The sequence below is a fragment of the Rossellomorea aquimaris genome (genome assembly GCF_020172085.1).
In the GTDB taxonomy this organism is placed as follows: Bacteria; Bacillota; Bacilli; order Bacillales; family Bacillaceae_B; genus Rossellomorea; species Rossellomorea aquimaris_E.
In genome coordinates, this window is the sequence record NZ_JAIVAT010000012.1 from 38240 (window position 1) to 61051 (window position 22812).

A 22812-nucleotide genomic window follows, 5' to 3' on the forward strand; every position below is an offset into this window, starting at 1 on the left:
CCTGAACAGAGCCGTAGGTCAATCACGAAGGGAGGTTCAAACATGGGTCGTAGCTTAAAAAAAGGACCTTTTGTTGATGATCATTTAATGACTAAGATCGAAAAATTGAACGAAACTGAAGGCAAACAAGTTGTGAAAACTTGGTCTCGTCGCTCAACGATCTTCCCAGCATTCATCGGTCACACTATCGCAGTTTACGATGGTCGTAAACATGTACCTGTATACGTCACTGAAGACATGGTAGGACACAAGCTTGGTGAATTCGCACCATCTCGTACTTACAAAGGTCATGCAAGTGATGATAAGAAAACAAGACGCTAATTGAGAGGAGGGTATCCTAATGCAAGCAAAAGCTGTTGCAAGAACAGTACGTATTGCTCCTCGTAAAGTACGCTTAGTCGTTGATCTAATCCGAGGTAAGCAAGTTGGAGAAGCGGTTGCTATCTTAAAGCATACACCTAAAGCTGCTTCACCAGTAATCGAAAAAGTACTTAAGTCTGCTATTGCGAACGCAGAGCACAACTTTGACATGGATATTAATAGCCTAGTGGTAACTGAGGCTTATGTAAATGAAGGACCAACACTTAAACGTTTCCGTCCTCGTGCGATGGGACGTGCAAGTCAAATTAACAAACGTACAAGTCACATTACACTTGTCGTATCAGAAAAGAAGGAGGGATAAGCTGTGGGTCAAAAAGTACATCCGGTCGGACTTCGTGTCGGTATAATCCGTGATTGGGAATCTAAATGGTACGCAGATAAAGATTACGCTAATCTATTACACGAAGACATTAAAGTACGTGAATATATTGCAAAACGTTTAGTTGACGCTTCTGTTTCTAAAGTAGAAATCGAGCGCGCAGCAAACCGTATTAACATTACCGTTCATACAGCTAAGCCTGGTATGGTTATCGGTAAAGGTGGTACAGAAGTTGAAGCACTTCGTAAAGCACTTAACGAACTTACTTCAAAACGTGTACACATCAACATCGTTGAAATCAAAAGAGCTGACGTTGATGCTAAATTAGTAGCTGAAAACATTGCTCGTCAATTAGAAAATCGTGTTTCTTTCCGTCGTGCTCAGAAGCAATCAATCCAACGTGCGATGCGTGCTGGTGCAAAAGGAATCAAAACACAAGTATCTGGTCGTCTTGGCGGAGCAGATATCGCTCGTGCAGAACATTACAGTGAAGGTACTGTTCCACTCCATACTCTACGCGCTGACATTGACTATGCTCATGCAGAAGCTGACACAACTTATGGTAAGCTTGGCGTTAAAGTATGGATCTATCGTGGAGAAGTTCTTCCTACAAGAAAGAAATCTGAGGAAGGAGGCAACTAATTATGTTATTACCTAAACGCGTTAAACATCGTCGCGAACACCGTGGAAAAATGCGTGGACGTGCTAAAGGCGGTCAAGAAGTAGCGTTCGGTGAATACGGTTTACAAGCAGTTGAGGCTTCTTGGATCACTAACCGTCAAATCGAATCAGCTCGTATCGCTATGACTCGTTACATGAAACGTGGCGGTAAAGTATGGATTAAAATCTTCCCTCATAAACCTTACACTGCAAAACCTTTAGAAGTTCGTATGGGTTCAGGTAAAGGTGCTCCAGAAGGTTGGGTAGCAGTAGTTAAGCCTGGAAAAATCATGTTTGAAATCGCTGGTGTTTCTGAAGAGGTAGCTCGTGAAGCACTTCGTCTAGCATCACATAAACTTCCAATCAAAACGAAGTTTGTAAAACGTGAGGAAATTGGTGGTGAATCAAATGAAAACTAATGAAATTCGTGACCTAACCACTGCTGAAATTGAACAAAAAGTAAAGACTCTGAAAGAAGAGTTATTTAACCTTCGCTTCCAACTTGCGACTGGACAATTAGAAAACACAGCTCGCATCCGTGAAGTCCGCAAAGGGATCGCTCGTATGAAAACTGTAATCCGTGAAAGAGAGATCGGGGTTAACAATCGATAAATGAGAGGAGGTTTGCTTAAATGAGTGACCGCAACCAACGTAAGGTATACACTGGCCGTGTTGTTTCCGACAAAATGGATAAAACAGTAACGGTTATGGTAGAAACTTATAAAAAGCATTCTCTATACGGCAAGCGCGTTAAGTACTCTAAGAAGTTTAAAACTCATGATGAGAACAACGAAGCAAAAGTAGGCGATATCGTACGTATCATGGAGACTCGTCCACTATCTGCTACAAAACGTTTCCGTTTAGTAGAAGTTGTTGAAAAAGCAGTTATTATCTAATATATTTGTTCGGATATTTTATATTCCGAAGGGAGGTTACCTACATGATTCAACAAGAATCACGTTTAAAAGTTGCTGACAACTCTGGTGCTCGTGAAGTATTAACTATCAAAGTGCTTGGTGGTTCTGGACGCAAGACAGCTAACATCGGTGATGTTATCGTGTGTACAGTAAAACAAGCAACACCAGGTGGCGTTGTTAAAAAAGGTGACGTAGTTAAAGCGGTTGTTGTACGTACTAAGTCTGGTGTACGTCGTCAAGATGGTACTTACATCAAGTTCGACGAGAACGCTTGTGTCATTATCCGTGACGATAAAGGACCACGTGGAACTCGTATCTTCGGACCTGTTGCCCGTGAACTACGCGACAGCAACTTTATGAAAATTGTATCTTTAGCTCCAGAAGTTCTTTAATAGATATTAGCATTGGGCCATTCAAGGAGGTGCGATGAAATGCATGTAAAAAAAGGCGATAAAGTAATGGTCATTACTGGGAAAGACAAAGGCAAAACAGGTGTTGTTCTTGCTTCATTCCCAAAGAAAGACCGAGTGCTAGTTGAAGGTATCAACGTTGTGAAAAAACACGCTAAGCCTTCACAGATGAACCCGCAAGGCGGAATCATCAGCCAGGAAGCATCTATCCATGTATCAAATGTTATGCTTCTAGATCCGAAATCTAACGAGCCAACTCGTGTAGGTTATAAGACAGAAGACGGCAAAAAAGTACGTGTAGCAAAAAAATCAGGTGAAGTTCTAGATAAATAGTACGATTAAGAAGGGAGGTATTCTGAATGAACCGCCTAAAAGAAAAATTTCAACAAGAAATCAGTCCAGCTCTAGTTAGCAAATTCAATTACAAATCAGTAATGGAAGTACCTAAAGTTGAAAAGATCGTTGTCAACATGGGTATCGGTGACGCAGTTCAAAACTCAAAAGCTCTTGATGTAGCTGTTGACGAATTGACTCAAATCACTGGTCAAAAGCCAGTTGTAACAAAAGCTAAAAAATCTATCGCAGGCTTCCGTCTTCGTGAAGGTATGCCAATCGGTGCAAAAGTTACTCTACGCGGAGAGCGTATGTACCAATTCTTAGATAAATTAATTTCTGTTTCACTTCCACGTGTACGTGACTTCCGTGGTGTTTCTAAAAAAGCATTCGACGGTCGCGGTAACTACACATTAGGAGTTAAAGAGCAATTGATTTTCCCTGAGATTGATTATGATAAAGTGTCTAAAGTACGCGGTATGGATATCGTAATCGTAACAACTGCGAACACAGACGAAGAAGCTCGTGAATTATTGACACAAATCGGAATGCCATTCCAAAAGTAATCGCTATATAAGGGAGGCGAAAATGTGGCTAAAAAATCTATGATTGCGAAACAAAAACGCGCGCCAAAGCATAATGTTCAAGCGTACACTCGTTGCGAACGTTGCGGACGTCCTCATTCAGTAATCCGTAAATTCAAGCTTTGCCGTATTTGTTTCCGTGAACTTGCATACAAGGGTCAGATTCCTGGCGTTAAGAAAGCTAGTTGGTAATACCCTATATTGGGAAGGAGGTAAATTATTATGACAATGACAGATCCAATTGCAGATTTGCTTACTCGCATCCGTAATGCGAACATGGTTCGTCACGAAAGATTAGAAGTTCCTGCTTCTAACATCAAGAAAGAAATTGCAGAAATCCTTAAACGTGAAGGTTTCGTACGTGACGTAGAATATGTAGAAGATAACAAGCAAGGTGTTATCCGCATTTTCTTGAAATATGGAGCAAACAACGAACGCGTAATTACTGGATTAAAGCGTATCTCTAAACCTGGTTTACGTGTATATGCAAAATCAACAGAGGTACCTAAAGTACTAAACGGTTTAGGTATCGCACTTGTTTCAACTTCTACAGGTGTTTTAACTGATAAAGAAGCTCGTGCTCAACAAGTAGGCGGAGAAGTACTAGCTTACGTTTGGTAATATTTTTTATATGAATGGAGGTGCAACAGGATGTCACGTGTAGGAAAACTACCAGTAGAAATTCCATCTGACGTTACTCTAACAGTAGGTGAAGATAACACTGTAACTGTAAAAGGACCTAAAGGGGAACTTTCTCGTACATTCAATTCTGATATTAAAGTTGAATTAGAAGGAAACGTAGCGACAGTTACTCGTCCTTCTGATGCAAAAGAACACCGCGCGTTACACGGTACAACTCGTGCCCTAATCGCGAACATGGTTGAAGGTGTATCTAAAGGATTCCAAAGAAATCTTGAGCTTGTCGGTGTAGGTTACCGTGCTCAAAAACAAGGTACGAAGCTTGTACTTAACGTTGGTTACTCTCACCCAGTTGAGATCGAACCAGAACAAGGTATCGAGATCGAAGTACCGGCTAATACAAAGATATCTATTAAAGGTATCGACAAAGAACGTGTTGGAGCATTAGCTGCTAACATTCGTGCTGTACGCTCTCCTGAGCCTTACAAAGGAAAAGGTATTCGCTACGAAGGTGAATATGTTCGTCGTAAAGAAGGTAAAACAGGTAAATAATGCCGCGTAGGCAAAAGAAAGGAGTGACCGTAGGTGATTACTAAGCCAGATAAGAACAAAACACGTAAGAAAAGACATGCTCGTGTCCGTTCAAAGATTACTGGAACTGAAACTCGTCCTCGTTTGAACGTTTTCCGTTCTAACAAAAATATCTACGCTCAACTTATCGATGATATGAATGGTGTTACTCTAGTTAGTGCATCTTCTCAAGATAAAGATTTCAACCTAGATTCTTCTGCAACAACTGATGCTGCTGCAAAAGTTGGAGAACTAGTTGCAAAACGTGCTGTAGAAAAAGGATTAAAATCCGTAGTATTTGACCGTGGTGGATATTTATATCATGGCCGTATCAAAGCTTTGGCTGAAGCAGCTCGTGAAAACGGCTTAGAATTTTAATAAAAAAAGGAGGGACAATCCAGATGCGTCGTATTGATCCAAGCAAACTAGAATTTGAAGAACGCGTAGTTACAATCAATCGTGTTGCGAAAGTAGTTAAAGGTGGACGTCGTTTCCGTTTCGCTGCTCTTGTAGTAGTGGGCGACAAAAACGGTCACGTTGGTTTCGGAACTGGGAAAGCTCAGGAAGTACCTGATGCAATCCGTAAAGCGATTGAAGATGCGAAGAAAAATCTAATTGAAGTTCCTATGGTTGAAGGTACAACTCCTCACCTAGTAACTGGACGTTTTGGTGCTGGTCAGATCCTGATCAAACCTGCTTCTGCGGGTACAGGAATCATCGCCGGTGGACCTGTTCGTGCCGTACTTGAATTAGCTGGTGTTCAAGATATCCTATCTAAATCATTAGGATCTAACACTCCAATTAACATGGTTCGCGCTACAATCGAAGGTTTAAAACAATTAAAGCGTGCTGAAGACGTAGCTAAACTACGTGGTAAATCAGTAGAAGAGATCTTAGGTTAAGGGAGGGATAACGATGGCTAACAAACTAGAAATTACCCTCACTCGCAGCATCATTGGCCGTCCTCAAGATCAACGTAAAACGGTTGAAGCTTTAGGACTTCGCAAAATGCACCAAACAGTTGAGCAACAAGATAATGCTGCAATCCGCGGCATGATCAACAAAGTTGCCCACCTTGTTACAGTAACTGAGAAGTAATATATAACCCTTAAAAGAAGGAGGTGCCGACATGAAATTACATGAGTTAAAACCTACTGAAGGTTCACGTAAAGTCCGCAATCGTGTAGGACGTGGTATTGGTTCAGGTAATGGAAAGACTGCAGGTAAAGGTCACAAAGGTCAAAACGCCCGTTCAGGTGGCGGAACTCGTCCTGGCTTTGAAGGTGGTCAAACACCATTATTCCAACGTCTACCAAAACGTGGATTCACAAACATCAATCGTAAAGAATATGCAATCGTCAATCTTGACGCATTGAATCGCTTCGAAGATGGTACAGAAGTTACTCCAGCTCTACTTGTAGAATCTGGCGTAGTAAGTAACGAAAAAGCAGGTATTAAGATTCTTGGTAAAGGTTCAATCGAGAAAAAGCTTACAGTAAAAGCACACAAATTCTCAACCACTGCTAAAGAAGCTATCGAAGCTGCTGGCGGTACATCCGAGGTGATCTAATGTTTCAAACTGTCTCCAATTTTATGCGCGTGGGTGATATAAGAAATAAAATTATCTTCACCCTTCTAATGTTAATTGTCTTCCGTCTTGGTACCTTTATTCCGGTACCAAACGTAGACGCTAATGTATTGAAAATGCAAGACCAAGCGGGGATCCTTGGATTCCTGAATACATTTGGTGGCGGTGCATTAAAGAACTTCTCCATCTTCGCGATGGGAATCATGCCTTATATCACAGCTTCGATTATTGTACAGCTTCTTCAAATGGATGTTGTACCGAAGTTCACTGAGTGGTCTAAGCAGGGTGAAGTCGGTCGCCGCAAGTTAGCTCAGTTCACACGTTATTTCACGATCATTCTTGGATTCATCCAGGCTCTAGGCATGTCCTATGGCTTCAATAGAATTTATGGTGGAATGCTTATCCAAAGCCCGGGAGTCAGTACGTACCTACTAATAGCGTTAGTTCTAACGGCTGGTACGGCTTTTCTTATGTGGCTTGGTGAACAAATTACAGCTAAAGGTGTTGGGAACGGTATTTCGATCCTGATCTTTGCAGGTATCGTTGCTGCAATCCCTAACACTGTAAACCAAATCTATGCTCAACAAATCGAAGGGGCAGGCCAAGAACTCTTCCTTCGCATTGTGGTTCTTGCACTTCTTGTTTTAGCAGTTATTGCAATCGTTGTTGGTGTCGTGTTTATTCAACAAGCACTTCGTAAAATTCCGATTCAATATGCAAAACGTTTAGTGGGGCGTAGTCCGGTTGGTGGACAATCAACACATCTACCATTAAAGGTAAATGCTGCGGGTGTTATTCCAGTAATCTTTGCGATTTCTTTCATAATCACGCCACAGACCATTTCATCTTTCTTTGGAGATAATGATGTGACCAGTACGATCCAGTACATCTTTGATTACACCAAACCAGTTGGTATGATTATCTATGTAGCTCTGATCATTGCCTTTACGTATTTCTATGCTTTCATTCAAGTGAATCCAGAACAAATGGCTGAAAACTTGAAGAAACAAGGTGGATATATCCCTGGTATTCGTCCAGGTAAAACCACACAAGAGTATCTCACTCGCGTTCTGTATCGTCTAACATTTGTTGGGGCTATTTTCTTAGCTGTCATTGCAGTCCTTCCAGTATTCTTCATTAACTTTGCAGGTCTACCACCTGCAGCTCAAATCGGTGGAACAAGCTTACTGATCGTAGTAGGGGTTGCACTTGAGACAATGAAGCAGCTAGAGGCGCAGTTAGTGAAACGTCACTACAAAGGATTTATTAAATAAGAGGGTTTTCGGGAACGTCCTGTTCCTGAAACCATTTTATAGACAATTAGGGGGAGTACGAGTGAATATAGTTCTTATGGGCTTACCAGGCGCAGGTAAAGGCACTCAAGCTGAAAAAATCGTAGATAAATATGGTATCCCCCATATCTCTACAGGCGATATGTTCCGTGCAGCTATTAAAGAAGGTACTGAACTAGGCTTGAAGGCTAAATCATTCATGGATAATGGCGATCTTGTTCCTGATGAAGTGACAATCGGTATCGTTCGTGAACGTTTAAGCAAAGAGGACTGTGAAAAAGGCTTCTTACTGGATGGGTTTCCAAGAACGGTTGCTCAGGCAGAAGCACTTGAAAACATCCTAGCTGATCTTGGTAAAAAAATGAATTATGTCATTAATATAAATGTAGATAAGGACATCCTGATGGAGCGCTTGACAGGTCGCAGGATCTGTAAAGAGTGCGGCGCTACTTATCATCTTGTCTTTAATCCGCCAACAGAAGAGGGTGTTTGTGATCGCTGCGGTGGTGAATTATATCAACGCGCAGACGATAACGAAGAAACGGTCCAAAACCGTTTGGACGTTAACATCAAACAAACCCAGCCGCTATTGGCTTACTACGAAGACAAAGGCTATCTGAAAAACATTGACGGTCAACAAGACATCCATAGAGTGTTTGATGACATTGATGAACTACTTGGAGGCCTTTCATAATGATCATTTCTAAAACTCCGAGAGAGATTGAGATTATGCGGCATGCTGGAAAGATCGTTGCATTAACTCATGCGGAATTGCAAAAGTATATTTCTCCGGGAATTACGACGAAGGAATTGGATGCAATTGCTGAAAAATTCATTCGTAAACATGATGCAATTCCATCTTTTAAAGGGTATAATGGGTTTCGTGGCAGCATCTGTGCTTCAGTCAACAATGAGTTGGTACATGGAATTCCAGGCGATCGGGTATTAAAGGATGGCGATATAATCAGCATCGATATCGGTGCTAAATATAACGGTTATCACGGCGACTCAGCTTGGACTTATCCAGTTGGAACAATAGATGATGAAACCCAGAAGCTTCTGGATGTAACAGAGGAATCATTATTCCTTGGACTTAAGGAAGCGAAACCAGGCGAGCGTCTGTCGAATATCTCTCATAGTATACAAACTTTTGTTGAGGCAAATGGCTTTTCAATCGTTCGGGAGTATGTAGGACACGGAGTTGGTCAAGACTTACATGAGGACCCTCAAATTCCTCATTATGGGCCACCCAACAAAGGTCCGCGTTTAAAACCTGGCATGGTACTGGCTATTGAACCAATGGTTAATGCAGGTAGTCGATATGTTAGAACGTTATCAGATAACTGGACAGTCGTCACAGTAGATGATAAAATGTGTGCGCACTTTGAACACACCATTGCCATTACTGAAGACGGCTATGAGATATTGACGAAAGCCTAAGTGAAGGTGATTGGATTGATCGAGTCAGATTCGACGGTACCGAGGATTGGCCAAATTGTTCAAACCCTTAAAGGGAGAGAAACAGGCAGCTACTCGGTCGTTGTTCAGCAGTTGGATGAACGTTTTGTACTCATAGCAGATGGGGATAGACGAAAGTTTGATCGCGCCAAGCGAAAGAACATCGCTCATCTTCACTTGTGTGACTATGTTTCTCCAGAAGTTCAAAACAGTATGATAGAATCAGGCAGAGTAACGAACGGTAAACTGCGTTATGCTGTTTCAAAGTTTGTTAACGAAGTGTTAAATGATGAGAAGAAGGGAGACATGTTCGATGGCTAAGGATGATGTAATTGAAGTTGAAGGTAAGGTCGCCGAGACTTTGCCCAATGCGATGTTTAAGGTAGAATTAGAAAATGGTCATACAGTACTGGCACATGTTTCAGGAAAGATCCGTATGCATTTCATCCGTATCCTACCTGGTGACAAGGTAACAGTAGAATTATCACCGTATGACTTGACTCGTGGTAGAATCACTTATCGTTATAAATAATCTATTGCACTCCGTACTATTAAGGAGGTTAGAATAAGATGAAAGTTAGACCATCTGTTAAGCCGATCTGCGAAAAATGTAAAGTTATTCGTAGAAAAGGTAAAGTCATGGTTATCTGTGAAAACCCTAAACACAAACAAAAACAAGGCTAATCTTAAAGGAGGTGCGCTATCACTATGGCACGTATTGCTGGTGTAGACATTCCACGTGACAAACGTGTTGTCATTTCATTAACATACATCTACGGTATTGGTAAAAATACTGCAGCGAAAATCTTATCTGAAGCAGGTGTATCTGAGGATACTCGCGTTCGCGATCTTACTGACGACGAACTAGGAAAGATCCGTGATATCGTTGATAAATTAAAAGTAGAAGGTGATCTTCGTCGTGAAGTATCACTAAACATCAAACGTCTTATGGAAATCGGTTCATACCGCGGTCTTCGTCACCGTCGTGGACTACCTGTTCGTGGGCAACATACGAAGAACAATGCTCGTACACGTAAAGGTCCTCGTAAGACTGTAGCTAACAAGAAAAAATAATAGGTAAAGGAGGTTACTTCTTAGTATGGCACGTAAAACTAATACTCGTAAACGTCGTGTGAAAAAGAATATCGAAGCTGGTATTGCACACATTCGTTCTACATTCAATAACACAATCGTAACTATTACTGATGTTCACGGAAATGCTGTTGCTTGGTCAAGTGCAGGTTCACTAGGATTCAGAGGTTCTCGTAAATCCACTCCATTCGCAGCGCAAATGGCAGCTGAAACAGCAGCTAAAGCTTCTCAAGAACATGGTCTAAAAACTCTTGAAGTAACAGTTAAAGGTCCTGGTGCTGGTCGTGAAGCAGCTATCCGTGCTCTTCAAGCAGCAGGTCTAGAAGTTACTGCAATCAGAGACGTTACTCCAGTTCCTCATAATGGATGCCGTCCACCAAAACGTCGCCGCGTTTAATTTTCTGTATAAATTTTGTATCGTTGTCTATAATGGGATATGATACAAGATACGTTCATTCAGAAAAGTAACCAGTTGTTGGTGCACAATAGGGAACGTAAACATGGGGAATTTCGGACTTTATCTTATTTAGCCCGGAGTTTCGACGTTTTGAAGGAGGGTAAATATTAATGATCGAAATTGAAAAGCCAAAAATTGAAACGGTTGAGATCAGCGATGATGCCACATATGGAAAGTTCGTCGTAGAACCACTTGAGCGTGGATATGGTACAACTTTGGGTAACTCCTTACGTCGTATCCTATTATCGTCACTCCCAGGTGCTGCTGTCACATCTATTCAAATAGATGGAGTACTGCATGAGTTTTCAACAATTGAAGGCGTCGTAGAGGATGTTACATCCATCATTTTGAATATCAAGAAGCTGGCGTTAAAGATCTACTCTGATGAAGAAAAAACGCTAGAAATTGATGTGCAGGGTGAAGGAGCCGTGACGGCTGCTGATATTACTCATGATAGTGATGTTGAAGTGTTAAATCCTGATTTACACATCGCAACATTATCTAAGAGTGGTCACTTCCGTGTGCGTTTAAGTGCATCCCGTGGTCGTGGGTACAGACCAGCAGACCAAAACAAACGTGAGGATCTTCCTATTGGCGTGATCCCAATCGATTCTATTTACACTCCAGTTTCACGCGTAAACTATCAAATAGAAAATACTCGTGTTGGTCAAATGACGAACTACGATAAACTTTCTCTTGATGTATGGACTGATGGAAGTATTGGACCGAAAGAAGCGATTTCTTTAGGTGCTAAGATTCTAACAGAACACTTAAATATTTTCGTTGGCCTTACAGATGAAGCGCAGAATGCTGAAATCATGGTAGAAAAAGAAGAAGATCAAAAAGAAAAAGTTCTTGAGATGACGATCGAAGAATTGGATCTTTCTGTTCGTTCTTATAACTGCCTGAAGCGTGCTGGAATCAATACTGTTCAAGAGCTTGCTAACAAGACTGAAGAAGATATGATGAAAGTACGTAACCTAGGACGTAAATCCCTTGAAGAGGTTAAAGTGAAACTTGAAGACCTTGGACTTGGATTACGTAAAGACGACTGATAACATCTTCTTTCATATATAGACTCAACAAAGGAGGGAACCCTTAATGGCTTACAGAAAGTTAGGACGTACTAGTGCTCAACGTAAAGCAATGCTACGTGATTTAGCTACAGACCTAATCATTAACGAGCGCATCGAAACAACTGAAACTCGTGCGAAAGAGCTTCGTTCAGTTGTGGAAAAAATGATCACATTAGGTAAACGTGGTGACATTCACGCGCGTCGTCAAGCTGGTGCATTCATTCGTAAAGAAGTTGCAAACGCTGAAAACAACCAAGATGCTTTACAAAAGTTATTCTCTGACATCGCTCCTCGTTACACAGAGCGTCAAGGTGGATATACTCGCATTATGAAGGTTGGTCCTCGCCGTGGTGACGGTGCTCCAATGGCAATCATCGAATTAGTTTAATAATTCGTGACTTCTAACATTAAGGGCGGGACAGTTAATCCTTAACTGCTTCTTTGCCCTTTTTGTATAAGTGCATGTGATGAAAAGCAGAGCGTTACGATGAGCAGCGCTGTCTGACTCGTCTAGCTCGTGCACCCCTTCCAACTTCTATGTTCATAGAAGCTGTTCAGTGGATGAACAAGAAAAGACTCTCTTTTCTTTGGTCGGGGTGCAGGCTTTTTTTTATATGCAAAGGTTTTAGCAGAGCTGAGTATGGAAGAGCATAGAGGAGGTTACAGAATTGAAAGAAATCATTAAAGTGGACGATGTGCATTTCAGATATCCGGATCAAGATACCTTCGCCCTAAAAGGTATTAGTCTGACTGTTCGTCAGGGTGAGTGGCTTGCCATTGTCGGACATAACGGATCAGGTAAATCCACCCTTGCGAAGATGTTGAACGGTCTTCATTTTCCTGAGAAGGGACTTGTTAAGGTGGATGGAATCACTCTTGAGGAAATTTCTATTTGGGATATCCGCTCTAAGCTAGGTATGGTTTTTCAGAATCCCGATAATCAATTTGTGGGTGCTACAGTGGAAGATGATGTGGCTTTTGGGTTAGAAAACCATGGGGTACCTCATGAATCGATGGTACAGAGAGTCAATGATGCTTTAAAAAGTGTCCATATGGAAGATTTTCTTGATCAAGAGCCGCACCATTTATCAGGAGGTCAAAAGCAGCGTGTTGCGATCGCCGGGGTTGTAGCTTTGCAGCCGAAGATCATTATCTTGGATGAAGCCACCTCGATGCTTGATCCAAAAGGAAAACAGGAAGTCCTTGAAACAGTTCGTAAACTGAAAGAGGAAGAAAACTTGACGGTGATTTCCATTACCCATGACCTGGAAGAAGCGACAAAGGCAGATCGTATGATTGTCTTAAACCAAGGCAGTGTCTTTAAGGAAGGATTGCCAGAAGAGATTTTCCTTTTAGAGGATGAACTAATGAAGCTCGGACTGGATTCCCCATTTACAATCAAGCTTGCCGGGGCATTGAAGAACTCTGGAATTCCTTTGAGCAGAACCTATTTTACAGAAGAAGAGTTGGTGGATGAATTATGCACATTACATTTCAACAAGTAGAATACCGATATTCATTCAACACTCCATTCGAAAAGCTTGCTCTTCAGGATATCAATCTTTCTATTCCAACGGGGCAGTTTCTGGCGGTGATCGGCCACACCGGTTCAGGTAAATCTACACTCCTGCAGCATTTGAACGGGTTATTAAAGCCTACGGAGGGAATCGTCCGGGTAGGGGAGCATGAAATAAAGGCTAAACAAAAAGCGAAGAACCTGAAGCCCGTAAGACAAAAAGTCGGGATCGTCTTTCAATTCCCAGAGCATCAGTTGTTTGAAGAAACCGTCCTCAAGGATATTTGCTATGGTCCCATGAATTTCGGTGTGTCGGAGGAAGAAGCGATCCGAAGAGCGAAAGAACTGATTGTCAAGGTCGGGCTGTCTGAGGATGTGTTACAGAAATCCCCATTCGATCTGTCTGGTGGACAAATGAGACGTGTCGCCATTGCCGGGGTACTGGCCATGAATCCTGAAGTCATCGTATTGGATGAGCCGACAGCAGGACTTGATCCAAGAGGGCAAAAAGAGATCATGGACATGTTCTATACTCTTCACAAAGAAAAGGGTCTGACGACCATCCTGGTCACCCATAGTATGGAGGATGCCGCTCATTATGCAGAGGAAATCGTGATTATGCAGAAAGGGCGATTAAAACGACAAGGAAGCCCGAGGGATATATTCTCAGATGCGGATTCCCTTTTTGAAATGGGACTGGATGTCCCTGATGTCGTCCGTTTTCAGTATCAGCTCGAACATAGGATAGGGAAGAAGCTGCCTAAGACCTGCTTAACAATCGATGAATTGGTTTCTGCCATCCATACGATTCAGGATGGAGGTGAAGCGCTATGATGGAGAAAATGATCTTCGGACGCTATGTGCCGGCTAAGTCCATTCTTCATCAAATGGATCCAAGGGCAAAGCTATTATTCATTTTCGGATTTATATGTGTCGTCTTCCTGGCGAATAACGCTGTGACATACGCATTGCTTGGCCTGTTTACGATTAGTGCACTCATTCTATCCAATCTTTCCATCCGGTTCATCATCGGAGGGCTCAAGCCCATTCTATGGCTGATTTTGTTTACATTCTTCTTGCATGTGTTTTTCACAAAGGAAGGTCCTGTCATCCTGGACCTCGGGCTTCTGTCTGTTCATAAAGAAGGGTTAAGGCAGGGGGTCTTTATTTCATTACGTTTCTTTTACCTGATCCTTGTGACATCACTATTGACATTGACAACGTCTCCCATCACAATCACGGACGGGCTTGAAACGCTATTGAATCCATTGAAAAAGGTAAAGTTCCCTGTTCATGAATTGGCTCTTATGATGTCCATTTCCCTGCGCTTTATCCCCACTTTGATGGAGGAAACAGACAAGATCATGAAAGCACAGATTGCGAGAGGGGCAGAATTTTCGTCCGGTCCCATTAAAGATCGGATCAAAGCCATCATTCCTTTATTGATCCCCCTTTTCGTCAGTGCTTTTAAACGGGCAGAGGACCTGGCAACCGCCATGGAAGCAAGAGGATATCAAGGAGGAGAGGGCAGGACGAAATACCGCCTGCTATCCTGGCATAAGAAGGACACGGGGGCGTTAATCGTTCTTGCCCTCCTGACAGCAGTATTAGTTATTTTCAGAGGGTAACGGGAGTGTGGCTTATGCAGAGAGTGAAGTGTACCATCGCATATGATGGAACGTATTTTCATGGCTATCAGGTACAGCCCAGAGAGCGGACTGTCCAGGGTGTCATCGAGGATATATTGTCTACCATCCATAAGGGGGAAAGGATACGGATCAGCGGCTCAGGCCGGACCGACGCAGGAGTCCATGCGAACGGACAGGTATTTCATTTTGATACCCCATTATCCATACCTGAAGAGAAATGGCCAGTAGTTCTGAATACACGGTTGCCGGATGAGGTAACGGTGAAAAGCGCGGAGATTGTATCGGCAGATTTTCACTCGAGGTTTTCAGTAGAGCAGAAGGAATACCGTTATCGGGTCTATACCGGGGAGTCAAGAAGTCCATTTAAGCGTCACTTTGCGCTTCATTACCCTTATAACCTTTCAGTGACCGACATGGAGCGCGCTGCAGGTTATCTTATCGGTGAGCATGACTTTACGAGCTTCTGCTCAGCTAAGACCGAGGTGGAAGACAAAGTAAGGACGATCCACCATATTAGCATTCACGAGCATGAAGAAGAAATTATTTTTTCTTTTGTAGGGAATGGGTTTTTATATAATATGGTGAGGATCCTGGTCGGAACATTATTGGAGGTAGGTTCTGGGAATATTCCTATAGAAGACATACCTCTAATCCTGGAAGCCCGGAATCGTGATCGTGCAGGAAAGACCGCACCGCCGCATGGGTTGTATTTGTGGAAGGTGGAGTATGGTTCTTCTGAAAAATAGGATTATCTATAAATGATTTAAAAAAATACTAAAACAACTAATCCAGGTGTAACATTCTCTTGACAATAGACTGGGAACAAGATAATATAGCATATGGTATGTTATTAACCCCACGATAAGCCCCGGAAACTTATTGTGATTAGAAAATAAATACTACGGATTCATTAAATAGGAGGTTAAATCATGCGTACAACGTATATGGCAAAAGCCAACCAAATCGATCGTAAATGGTTCGTTGTAGATGCTGAAGGTAAAACTCTTGGACGTCTATCCAGTGAAGTTGCTTCAATTCTACGCGGAAAACACAAACCAACATTCACACCACATGTTGACACTGGTGATCATGTAATCATTCTTAATGCTTCAAAAATTGAATTAACTGGGAAGAAGTTAACGGACAAGATCTACTACCGTCACACAAATCACCCAGGTGGTTTAAAGCAACGTACAGCATTAGAAATGCGTACAAACTACTCAGAGAAAATGTTAGAGCTTACTATCAAAGGTATGCTTCCAAAAGGTTCTCTAGGTCGTCAAATGTTCAAGAAATTACATGTATATGCTGGAGCAGAGCATCCACATCAAGCACAACAACCTGAAGTTTACGAACTTCGTGGATAATTAATAAGAGGAGGTTATTATCTTGGCTCAAGTTCAATATTACGGAACTGGTCGTCGTAAGAGCTCAGTAGCTCGTGTACGTTTAGTACCAGGTAACGGAAACATTGTTATCAATGATCGTGAAGTAGAAGTTTATATCCCATTCGCAGCACTAAGAGAAGTAATTAAGCAACCACTAGTTGCAACTGAAACTCTTGGTAACTACGACGTTTTAGTAAACGTTAATGGTGGAGGCTATGCTGGTCAAGCTGGTGCGATCCGTCACGGAATCGCTCGTGCTTTACTACAAGCAGACCCTGAATACCGTGGAACTCTGAAACGCGCTGGATTATTAACTCGTGACTCTCGTATGAAAGAGCGTAAAAAATACGGTCTTAAAGGTGCACGTCGCGCGCCACAATTCTCTAAGCGTTAATTATTATTTCACACAAAAGCTCAGCCGATTCTGTCGGCTGGGCTTTTTTTATTGGGTTTGAGGGACGGACCTCCATTTATGTTCCATTTCTGAACTAAAACCCTTTTGTATCAATGGATTCTTTATATTACAAGGCTGATTTTGGAGGTCCGTCCCTCAAAAAAATTGGTAACAGTTACTCGAATGAAGTGTGGTGTTGGGTAGGAAAATACGTTCAAAGGGGTGGATGTGTTTGAACGTTATTACAACTTTCAATACAAAGAGAAGAGAAAAGCAAATCAAGACGGAAAGAACATTGTTGAAAGAAATTTCGATTAAGATGCTGCAGGAGAGTGTCAGGCGGCATTTTGGATATATAAAGGTTCAAGGCGGCGTATTTATGCAGCAGGGATTTGACGAGGCTTGCTTTGATGTAGCGATCGAGGCCTATCTCCTGGGTGGAAAGGTCAGTAAGTTTGGTTACTCGGGTGAAGACGAGAAGCTGGTGAAAAAGCGATGCGAGGAAGAAATGAAGCATTTTATTGATACCCTGTATAATTTTTGGTTGTACTGGTCTGAGATGGGTGTCTCCAATCAGGTAGACGAGTCCTTTTATTATTGCTGTGAACACTATGTGGAAACATGGTGGTCTGAAGGGTATGAAAAAGGGATCAAGCGCCACAAACTGCGTTTGAATTAAATTCAGTTCTAAAATCCATTCTTGTCCCATATTTTTTAGTAAAGCAGCGGGAATTCTCTTCCGTGGTTAAGACTGGAAATAGGAGGACTGGAATGGTTCAGAAACTGAAGGTTATCGGGATAATTTCTGCACTGGCTATCTTATTATTCATCATTCAATATAAGGTATTAGACAAGGATACATGGGATTCATGGAACCTCCCCTTATCAGGAAAAATCATTTATATAGATCCTGGCCATGGTGGTCCTGATGGCGGGGCTGGGGATGAAAAGGCACTGGAAAAGGATATCGCTTTGAATGTATCGCTGATGATAAGGGATTATCTGCAAGAGCAAGGGGCGCTCGTAATTCTGACACGCGAGAAGGATAAAGATCTTGCTGATGAGGATACGAGGGGATACAGCCGCCGAAAAGTGGAAGATCTAAAGAAACGGCTCAGCCTGATTAATGAATCAGAGGCCGATATGTTTCTTAGCATTCATCTGAATTCCATCCCATCAGCAAAATGGAGCGGGGCCCAAACGTTCTACAATCCAAAATTTGAAGAAAACAAAGCACTTGCCAAAGCCATCCAGGCTGAACTGACAAGGAATCTGGAAAACACAACCAGAGAAGCAAAGGGACTTCAGAATGTATATATCCTGAAACATGCAAAAAAATCCGGAGCCCTCGTCGAAATCGGCTTCCTCTCCAATCCGGGAGAAAGGGCCAACCTTCTAAAAGAAGACTATCAGCAAAAAATTGCAGCATCCGTCTATCAAGGAGTACTTAATTATCTAACTATGGACGATAAAAACAAAAAAGAAGCTGATGAGGAATAACCTCTCAGCTTTTTTCTTGTGGTTTTTATTTTGGGGTGATTTCGTAAAAATAGTATAAATATTGATGAAGTGAGAATTAGTTAAATTCTTTCAATAACTTAACAGACATTGTTGATTGTAATCACATCATATGATCATTATTAAGCTCTGTCACGAAAGACTTGTTAAAAGGGGGATGGGGAACTACGTAGACTCCTGCGGAAAACGGGCGCGCCGAGACCCCGGAAGCGAATTTTGCTGAGGAGGCTCGGCCGAACGTCCGCGGAAAGCGGAGTAGTTCCACCTCCCCCTTCAGCACACAATCATTGACAGAGCATTACTATATATTTGACTTGTTTAATATACTAGCACCATTATTATTATTCAACAAAAGCATTCAAAACCTTTTGAGCATTCATTCAACTGAGAATATGTTATACTGAACACAGAGAGTTGAAAACGAATACATAAAAAAGGGTGGTTATTCATGTTAACGGAACAACAGACACGCGAGCTATTATTCGGATTAAAAGATCCTTTTTTACATAAAACATTACAAGAAACAAATGGAGTCGTAGACATCTCCATAAAAGAAGAAAAGAATCATGTCAGCGTGAAAATTGCCATTGCCAAGACCGGTACCGGGGAGCAGATGCAGTTTCAGCAACAAATCGTCCAATTGTTGAAAGAGAATGGCGCTGAGTCTGTAGGTATCAGATTTACCGAACTTCCAGAAGAAGAGCTTGAGAAGCATAGAGGTACAGGTGGGGAAGGAACGGATTTATTATCCCCGGCAAGTAAGACAACCTTCATCGCGATTGCCAGCGGAAAAGGCGGAGTGGGAAAATCAACGGTTTCCGTCAATCTGGCCGTGTCCTTAGCCCGTCAAGGCAAGAAAGTAGGACTTGTAGATGCCGACATTTACGGCTTCAGTGTACCCGATATGATGGGAATTGTGAAACGACCAGTCGTACGTGGAGAAAGAATTATTCCAGTAGAACGATTTGGTGTAAAGGTCATCTCCATGGGCTTCTTTGTAGAAGATAATGCCCCTGTCATTTGGAGAGGACCGATGCTTGGTAAAATGCTCAATAACTTCTTTTCTGAAGTCGAGTGGGGCGATTTAGACTATTTATTACTGGATCTGCCTCCGGGAACTGGAGACGTCGCTCTGGACCTTCATACGATGCTTCCACATTGTAAGGAGATCATCGTGACGACCCCTCATCCAACAGCGGCCTTTGTAGCAGCTCGTGCAGGTGCCATGGCCCTTCAAACGGATCATGATATTTTAGGCGTAGTGGAGAACATGTCTTATTTTGAAAGCAAACTGACAGGTGAAAAGGAATTCGTATTCGGTCAAGGCGGGGGAGAGAAGCTTACAGAAGAGCTCCGTACTGATTTATTAGGGAAGCTTCCACTTCAACAGCCTGATTGGAATGAAGAGGATTTTGCTCCATCTATTTATGCAGAGGATCACAGACTGGGACAAATTTATGGAGAGATCGCTCACAAGGTGATTGAAAAGTTATCTTAAGGAAACGAAAAAAGGACAAATGCAGAGACTGCATTTGTCCTTTTGAATTTGAGTGTGACGTGCTTCTTATTGTCCGCCGTTGCCGGTACCCCCGGAGTCGCCTGAACTTCCTTGGCTACCTCCAGAAGAAGAAGATTCGCTTCCGCCACCTTCACTTTTACCCCCATCTTTCATTTCCCCAGCAGCCTTCAATAGAACATCCTGAAGTTTTGCCTTGAATAATGGGCTTTCAAATGTCTCGGTAATTACTTTTTGCAGGTATTCTTTGTACTCCTGGCTTTTTAGAACTTCAGTAAGTTCTTTCTTGAATTCAGGATCCTTTAAGAGGTCCATCATCATTCCTTGATATTCTGGATCTTTCATGAGGTCTTTGAGCAATTTTTCATTTCCGCTCTTCATGCTTTTCGCCATTGCTTCTGCAAACTTCGGATCCTCAAAAGATTTTTTCCAGAATTCTGTTCCTTTTTCGGATGTGAGCGTTTTGGATATGGTATCCGTGACGACTTTTTGATCCATGATAAGCTCAGACTTCACTTTTTCATCAGACATGATTTCCTGAATGGCTTTTTTTCCATCATCGGTCTTTAATATATCAACAACCATTTTCTTGGTTTCTTCGTAATCCATTTTGCTACTGCCTGTCTCTCCTCCACCGCTACAAGCGGATAGAAGAAGCAGGGACAGTAGAAAAAGAAAGGAATATCTTTTCATGGGTAGGCTCCTTCCATACAAATTCCCTTACCTTTAATATGAGAAATAACGAAAAAAATATGCACAGGGAAAATTGGAACCTAGATTTTTTAAACATGCGTTGGTACAATCAGGAGAGTGTATATTTTTTTATTTGGAGGAAAATAGAAGTGACCATCCGCAATTGGATTCGTTTATTTATTCATACGTTAGTAATCGGTGGAGCCGTAACGGGTGTGGCTGCCCTTATCATTAGATGGGATCAGTTCGGGCCTTACTTTCAAGACGGTAACGTGATTGGCATATTATCGAGTTTACTTTGGTTCGTATTTGTAGGATTTACATTCAGTGTCATCAGTCAAATGGGATATTTCGCATACTTGACCATTCATCAATTCGGGATGGGGATGTTTAAAAGCTTATGGAACCCTGTTCAATTGGTACTGATCGCCCTTGTGTTGTTCGATCTGATTTATTTCCGGTTCAGGGCATTCGCTGTTGAAGGTGAATCGTACACCCCTTATATTTTACTCGGAATAGGGATCTTAGTGGTGGGTCTTGTGGTTGCTTATGTGAAGAACCAACAATCAGAAGCCAAGACCAACACATTTGTATCTGCACTATTCTTTATGATTGTGGTGACGACACTGGAATGGCTGCCGGTATTATTGGTGAATTCCGTGAAATGGCTGTATCTTATGTTGCTCGCATTAATTGCCTGTAATGCATTCCAACTGTTGCGCCTTCCTAAGTATATAGAGAAATCCCAAATTGAAAGAGAACAAAAGCAGTCGGCTAAGAGCTGAAAAAAAACCGCAGATGAATGTCATCTGCGGTTTTTCTATTGAATGAGGAAAGACTTGGCATCACCGTTTGATATCATATCAGATACGGTAATGAAGTTCCCTTTTCCTTTTAACTCTTTCACGATGGACGGCAAGGCGTCTTTCGTCTGTTTAGCGGAATCGGATGCGTGGAGAAGGACGATGTCCCCTTTTTTCACTTTGCTTATATTCCGGAGAATTTCATCCACCCCTGGATTTGTCCAATCCTTAGAATCAACGCTCCAATGAACAACCGTTAAGCCGAGGGAATCGGCCACTTTTAATGTTTTTTTATCAAAATGACCGGTAGGTACCCGTAATAATTTTACCTCTTTCACATTCAGCTTCTTAAAGACCGTATCGGCTTTCAATATATCCTGCTTGATCTTACTCGGTTCCAACTCCGTATAGTCGGTATAAGCATAGCCGAGATTACCGACTTCATATCCCTGCTTTACAATTTGTTCCACTAAATCAGGATGTCGTTCCGCCCAGGCTCCCGAAAGAAAGAAGGTAGCGGATGTGACATTCATTTTCTTTAATTCCTCAAGAATCGGTTTGGCCTTTTCATCTCCCCAACCGATGTTAAACGTCATCGCCACACCCTTTTCTCCTTTGTAGATCGCTTTCGGGCCATCTTTTGTACTGAAAACAGAAAGAGTCGAAAGATTACTGCTATAAACAAACAAAGCAGTAAAGAAAGAAATCACGATGATCAGACTAATTTGCTTTAATTTCTTAGCATTCACTGTGTGAAATGTATTCACAGATTGATCCCTCCGTTCAACCGTCTATCTTTACTAAAGATATGCATGTCCCCGGAAAAAATATCTATATGTTAAAAAAATGATTATAAATTTCACTTAATGGAAAAAACTACAAATACAAACATAAAGGGGTGACATACTTGCTGGGGTTAATGATTAATGATAGAGAGAAACAAGAAATAGAGTATTTATTAAAACGAGAAATGGATGAAATACTATTTGACTTAAAAGATTCTCGAATTGATCATATCGTTAAAAGAGCAATGGATGAGCGGTATAAAATCTTATTTTCCCTTTTTAAACGCTTTGCCAGTCAAAAGGAATGTTTGAAATATATGAAGACGACAGCTAGGAAAGAGACGTATTGATGATACGGAAGCTCCCGTTTTAGATAAGCGGGAGCTTCCATTATGCTAAGATGAATGGGGAATGTGCTTTAGAGTAGCCGGTAACGAAAGAGAAGGATGTAAAAGAAGTAACGGCTTTGAAATAATTCCTTAAAAAAGTTCACAAAATGTATTGACCCGTATCTGAAAACTTGTTATAGTAATAAACGTCGCTGAAACACATTGAATTATTTAGAAGAAACACCAATAAATAATTCGAAAAAACAGTTGACATCACACGATGATATGTGATAAATTAATAAAGTCGCTTCAAACGAAGTGCTTGTACATTGAACCTTGAAAACTGAACAAAACAAGACAATACGTCAACGTTAATTCTAGATTTATTTTTAAAGAGCTATTCAAACTTTTATCGGAGAGTTTGATCCTGGCTCAGGACGAACGC

At 41.7% G+C, this 22812-nt stretch carries 39 protein-coding genes; 37 read left to right on the forward strand and 2 right to left on the reverse strand.

What is annotated here, in order from left to right; translation table 11 throughout:
• Positions 1-42 precede the first annotated feature (42 nt).
• From rpsS to LCL96_RS22645, 35 genes are all read left to right on the forward strand, one after another.
• Complete coding sequence (gene rpsS, locus LCL96_RS22475) at positions 43-321, forward strand: 30S ribosomal protein S19 (RefSeq protein ID WP_034765978.1); 279 nt, start codon at positions 43-45, stop codon at positions 319-321.
• 19 nt (positions 322-340) lie between these two features.
• Positions 341-682, forward strand: a complete 342-nt coding sequence (gene rplV, locus LCL96_RS22480; protein WP_034765976.1) for a 50S ribosomal protein L22 — start codon at positions 341-343, stop codon at positions 680-682.
• 3 nt (positions 683-685) lie between these two features.
• Complete coding sequence (gene rpsC, locus LCL96_RS22485; protein ID WP_224945499.1) at positions 686-1342, forward strand: 30S ribosomal protein S3; 657 nt, start codon at positions 686-688, stop codon at positions 1340-1342.
• A 2-nt stretch (positions 1343-1344) separates the two neighbouring features.
• Positions 1345-1779, forward strand: a complete 435-nt coding sequence (rplP, locus tag LCL96_RS22490) for a 50S ribosomal protein L16 (RefSeq protein ID WP_034765971.1) — start codon at positions 1345-1347, stop codon at positions 1777-1779.
• Entirely contained in the window at positions 1769-1972 is a 204-nt protein-coding gene (gene rpmC / locus LCL96_RS22495) for a 50S ribosomal protein L29 (protein ID WP_032085278.1), read from the forward strand. Before rplP ends, rpmC begins: the two co-directional genes overlap by 11 nt.
• A gap of 20 nt (positions 1973-1992) precedes the next feature.
• On the forward strand, positions 1993-2256 hold the full coding sequence (gene rpsQ / locus LCL96_RS22500; RefSeq protein ID WP_032085279.1) for a 30S ribosomal protein S17: 264 nt from the start codon (positions 1993-1995) through the stop codon (positions 2254-2256).
• 44 nt (positions 2257-2300) lie between these two features.
• Positions 2301-2669, forward strand: coding sequence for a 50S ribosomal protein L14 (gene rplN, locus LCL96_RS22505; protein ID WP_032085280.1), 369 nt, complete (start codon positions 2301-2303; stop codon positions 2667-2669).
• Between the two features lie 39 nt (positions 2670-2708).
• On the forward strand, positions 2709-3020 hold the full coding sequence (rplX, locus tag LCL96_RS22510) for a 50S ribosomal protein L24 (protein WP_034765969.1): 312 nt from the start codon (positions 2709-2711) through the stop codon (positions 3018-3020).
• A 26-nt stretch (positions 3021-3046) separates the two neighbouring features.
• On the forward strand, positions 3047-3586 hold the full coding sequence (gene rplE / locus LCL96_RS22515) for a 50S ribosomal protein L5 (protein WP_034765967.1): 540 nt from the start codon (positions 3047-3049) through the stop codon (positions 3584-3586).
• Between the two features lie 24 nt (positions 3587-3610).
• The gene (locus tag LCL96_RS22520; protein ID WP_044340528.1) at positions 3611-3796 is read left to right on the forward strand and encodes a type Z 30S ribosomal protein S14; all 186 of its coding nucleotides are present in this window, start codon (positions 3611-3613) and stop codon (positions 3794-3796) included.
• Between the two features lie 30 nt (positions 3797-3826).
• On the forward strand, positions 3827-4225 hold the full coding sequence (gene rpsH, locus LCL96_RS22525) for a 30S ribosomal protein S8 (protein WP_034765964.1): 399 nt from the start codon (positions 3827-3829) through the stop codon (positions 4223-4225).
• Between the two features lie 30 nt (positions 4226-4255).
• Positions 4256-4795: a 50S ribosomal protein L6 gene (gene rplF / locus LCL96_RS22530; protein WP_034765962.1), complete on the forward strand. Its 540-nt coding sequence runs from the start codon at positions 4256-4258 to the stop codon at positions 4793-4795.
• 33 nt (positions 4796-4828) lie between these two features.
• Positions 4829-5191: a 50S ribosomal protein L18 gene (gene rplR, locus LCL96_RS22535; RefSeq protein WP_034765960.1), complete on the forward strand. Its 363-nt coding sequence runs from the start codon at positions 4829-4831 to the stop codon at positions 5189-5191.
• Between the two features lie 23 nt (positions 5192-5214).
• Positions 5215-5715 carry a 30S ribosomal protein S5 gene (gene rpsE, locus LCL96_RS22540; RefSeq protein WP_044340531.1) on the forward strand — a complete coding sequence of 167 codons (501 nt, stop codon included), beginning with the start codon at positions 5215-5217 and terminating at the stop codon, positions 5713-5715.
• Positions 5716-5728: 13 nt separating this feature from the next.
• Entirely contained in the window at positions 5729-5911 is a 183-nt protein-coding gene (gene rpmD, locus LCL96_RS22545) for a 50S ribosomal protein L30 (RefSeq protein WP_034765956.1), read from the forward strand.
• Between the two features lie 31 nt (positions 5912-5942).
• On the forward strand, positions 5943-6383 hold the full coding sequence (gene rplO, locus LCL96_RS22550; RefSeq protein ID WP_098353385.1) for a 50S ribosomal protein L15: 441 nt from the start codon (positions 5943-5945) through the stop codon (positions 6381-6383).
• Positions 6383-7675: a preprotein translocase subunit SecY gene (secY, locus tag LCL96_RS22555; protein ID WP_224945501.1), complete on the forward strand. Its 1293-nt coding sequence runs from the start codon at positions 6383-6385 to the stop codon at positions 7673-7675. Before rplO ends, secY begins: the two co-directional genes overlap by 1 nt.
• A 61-nt stretch (positions 7676-7736) precedes the next feature.
• Positions 7737-8387, forward strand: coding sequence for an adenylate kinase (locus LCL96_RS22560; RefSeq protein ID WP_034765951.1), 651 nt, complete (start codon positions 7737-7739; stop codon positions 8385-8387).
• Positions 8387-9133: a type I methionyl aminopeptidase gene (gene map / locus LCL96_RS22565; RefSeq protein ID WP_206857900.1), complete on the forward strand. Its 747-nt coding sequence runs from the start codon at positions 8387-8389 to the stop codon at positions 9131-9133. The genes LCL96_RS22560 and map overlap by 1 nt, the downstream gene beginning before the upstream one ends.
• A 15-nt stretch (positions 9134-9148) precedes the next feature.
• Positions 9149-9472: a KOW domain-containing RNA-binding protein gene (locus LCL96_RS22570; protein ID WP_224945502.1), complete on the forward strand. Its 324-nt coding sequence runs from the start codon at positions 9149-9151 to the stop codon at positions 9470-9472.
• Positions 9465-9683, forward strand: coding sequence for a translation initiation factor IF-1 (infA, locus tag LCL96_RS22575; RefSeq protein WP_034765945.1), 219 nt, complete (start codon positions 9465-9467; stop codon positions 9681-9683). The genes LCL96_RS22570 and infA overlap by 8 nt, the downstream gene beginning before the upstream one ends.
• A gap of 38 nt (positions 9684-9721) precedes the next feature.
• Positions 9722-9835 carry a 50S ribosomal protein L36 gene (rpmJ, locus tag LCL96_RS22580; RefSeq protein ID WP_003156543.1) on the forward strand — a complete coding sequence of 38 codons (114 nt, stop codon included), beginning with the start codon at positions 9722-9724 and terminating at the stop codon, positions 9833-9835.
• A gap of 24 nt (positions 9836-9859) precedes the next feature.
• A complete protein-coding gene (gene rpsM / locus LCL96_RS22585) occupies positions 9860-10225 on the forward strand; it encodes a 30S ribosomal protein S13 (protein ID WP_034765943.1) in 366 nt (121 codons plus the stop codon).
• A 25-nt stretch (positions 10226-10250) separates the two neighbouring features.
• Positions 10251-10640 (forward strand): 30S ribosomal protein S11, encoded by a 390-nt coding sequence (rpsK, locus tag LCL96_RS22590; protein WP_032085294.1) that lies wholly within the window; start codon positions 10251-10253, stop codon positions 10638-10640.
• 170 nt (positions 10641-10810) lie between these two features.
• Positions 10811-11755 carry a DNA-directed RNA polymerase subunit alpha gene (locus LCL96_RS22595; RefSeq protein WP_060674096.1) on the forward strand — a complete coding sequence of 315 codons (945 nt, stop codon included), beginning with the start codon at positions 10811-10813 and terminating at the stop codon, positions 11753-11755.
• 46 nt (positions 11756-11801) lie between these two features.
• Positions 11802-12164 carry a 50S ribosomal protein L17 gene (gene rplQ / locus LCL96_RS22600; protein ID WP_034765940.1) on the forward strand — a complete coding sequence of 121 codons (363 nt, stop codon included), beginning with the start codon at positions 11802-11804 and terminating at the stop codon, positions 12162-12164.
• A 280-nt stretch (positions 12165-12444) separates the two neighbouring features.
• Positions 12445-13281, forward strand: a complete 837-nt coding sequence (locus tag LCL96_RS22605) for an energy-coupling factor ABC transporter ATP-binding protein (protein ID WP_224945504.1) — start codon at positions 12445-12447, stop codon at positions 13279-13281.
• Positions 13257-14126 carry an energy-coupling factor ABC transporter ATP-binding protein gene (locus tag LCL96_RS22610; protein ID WP_224945505.1) on the forward strand — a complete coding sequence of 290 codons (870 nt, stop codon included), beginning with the start codon at positions 13257-13259 and terminating at the stop codon, positions 14124-14126. The genes LCL96_RS22605 and LCL96_RS22610 overlap by 25 nt, the downstream gene beginning before the upstream one ends.
• Positions 14123-14920, forward strand: a complete 798-nt coding sequence (locus tag LCL96_RS22615) for an energy-coupling factor transporter transmembrane component T family protein (RefSeq protein WP_224945506.1) — start codon at positions 14123-14125, stop codon at positions 14918-14920. Before LCL96_RS22610 ends, LCL96_RS22615 begins: the two co-directional genes overlap by 4 nt.
• Before the next feature lie 14 nt (positions 14921-14934).
• Positions 14935-15687, forward strand: coding sequence for a tRNA pseudouridine(38-40) synthase TruA (gene truA / locus LCL96_RS22620; RefSeq protein WP_224945507.1), 753 nt, complete (start codon positions 14935-14937; stop codon positions 15685-15687).
• 183 nt (positions 15688-15870) lie between these two features.
• Positions 15871-16308 (forward strand): 50S ribosomal protein L13, encoded by a 438-nt coding sequence (rplM, locus tag LCL96_RS22625; RefSeq protein WP_034765935.1) that lies wholly within the window; start codon positions 15871-15873, stop codon positions 16306-16308.
• 22 nt (positions 16309-16330) lie between these two features.
• Entirely contained in the window at positions 16331-16723 is a 393-nt protein-coding gene (gene rpsI / locus LCL96_RS22630) for a 30S ribosomal protein S9 (RefSeq protein ID WP_034765933.1), read from the forward strand.
• Positions 16724-16955: 232 nt separating this feature from the next.
• Positions 16956-17402: a DUF2521 family protein gene (locus LCL96_RS22635; RefSeq protein WP_224945508.1), complete on the forward strand. Its 447-nt coding sequence runs from the start codon at positions 16956-16958 to the stop codon at positions 17400-17402.
• A gap of 92 nt (positions 17403-17494) precedes the next feature.
• Positions 17495-18223: an N-acetylmuramoyl-L-alanine amidase CwlD gene (gene cwlD, locus LCL96_RS22640; protein ID WP_224945509.1), complete on the forward strand. Its 729-nt coding sequence runs from the start codon at positions 17495-17497 to the stop codon at positions 18221-18223.
• 466 nt (positions 18224-18689) lie between these two features.
• Complete coding sequence (locus tag LCL96_RS22645) at positions 18690-19739, forward strand: Mrp/NBP35 family ATP-binding protein (RefSeq protein WP_224945510.1); 1050 nt, start codon at positions 18690-18692, stop codon at positions 19737-19739.
• Positions 19740-19805: 66 nt separating this feature from the next.
• Here LCL96_RS22645 and gerD read toward each other — a convergent pair whose 3' ends face one another.
• On the reverse strand, positions 19806-20450 hold the full coding sequence (gene gerD, locus LCL96_RS22650) for a spore germination lipoprotein GerD (RefSeq protein ID WP_224945511.1): 645 nt from the start codon (positions 20448-20450) through the stop codon (positions 19806-19808).
• A gap of 149 nt (positions 20451-20599) precedes the next feature.
• On the opposite strand from gerD, the gene LCL96_RS22655 reads away from it, so the two are divergent.
• Positions 20600-21235, forward strand: a complete 636-nt coding sequence (locus LCL96_RS22655) for a KinB-signaling pathway activation protein (RefSeq protein ID WP_224945513.1) — start codon at positions 20600-20602, stop codon at positions 21233-21235.
• Between the two features lie 35 nt (positions 21236-21270).
• On the opposite strand, the gene pdaB is transcribed toward LCL96_RS22655, so the two are convergent.
• Complete coding sequence (gene pdaB, locus LCL96_RS22660; RefSeq protein ID WP_224945515.1) at positions 21271-22020, reverse strand: polysaccharide deacetylase family sporulation protein PdaB; 750 nt, start codon at positions 22018-22020, stop codon at positions 21271-21273.
• A gap of 140 nt (positions 22021-22160) precedes the next feature.
• On the opposite strand from pdaB, the gene LCL96_RS22665 reads away from it, so the two are divergent.
• Positions 22161-22388, forward strand: a complete 228-nt coding sequence (locus LCL96_RS22665) for a hypothetical protein (protein WP_224945516.1) — start codon at positions 22161-22163, stop codon at positions 22386-22388.
• The last annotated feature ends 424 nt before the right edge of the window (positions 22389-22812 follow it).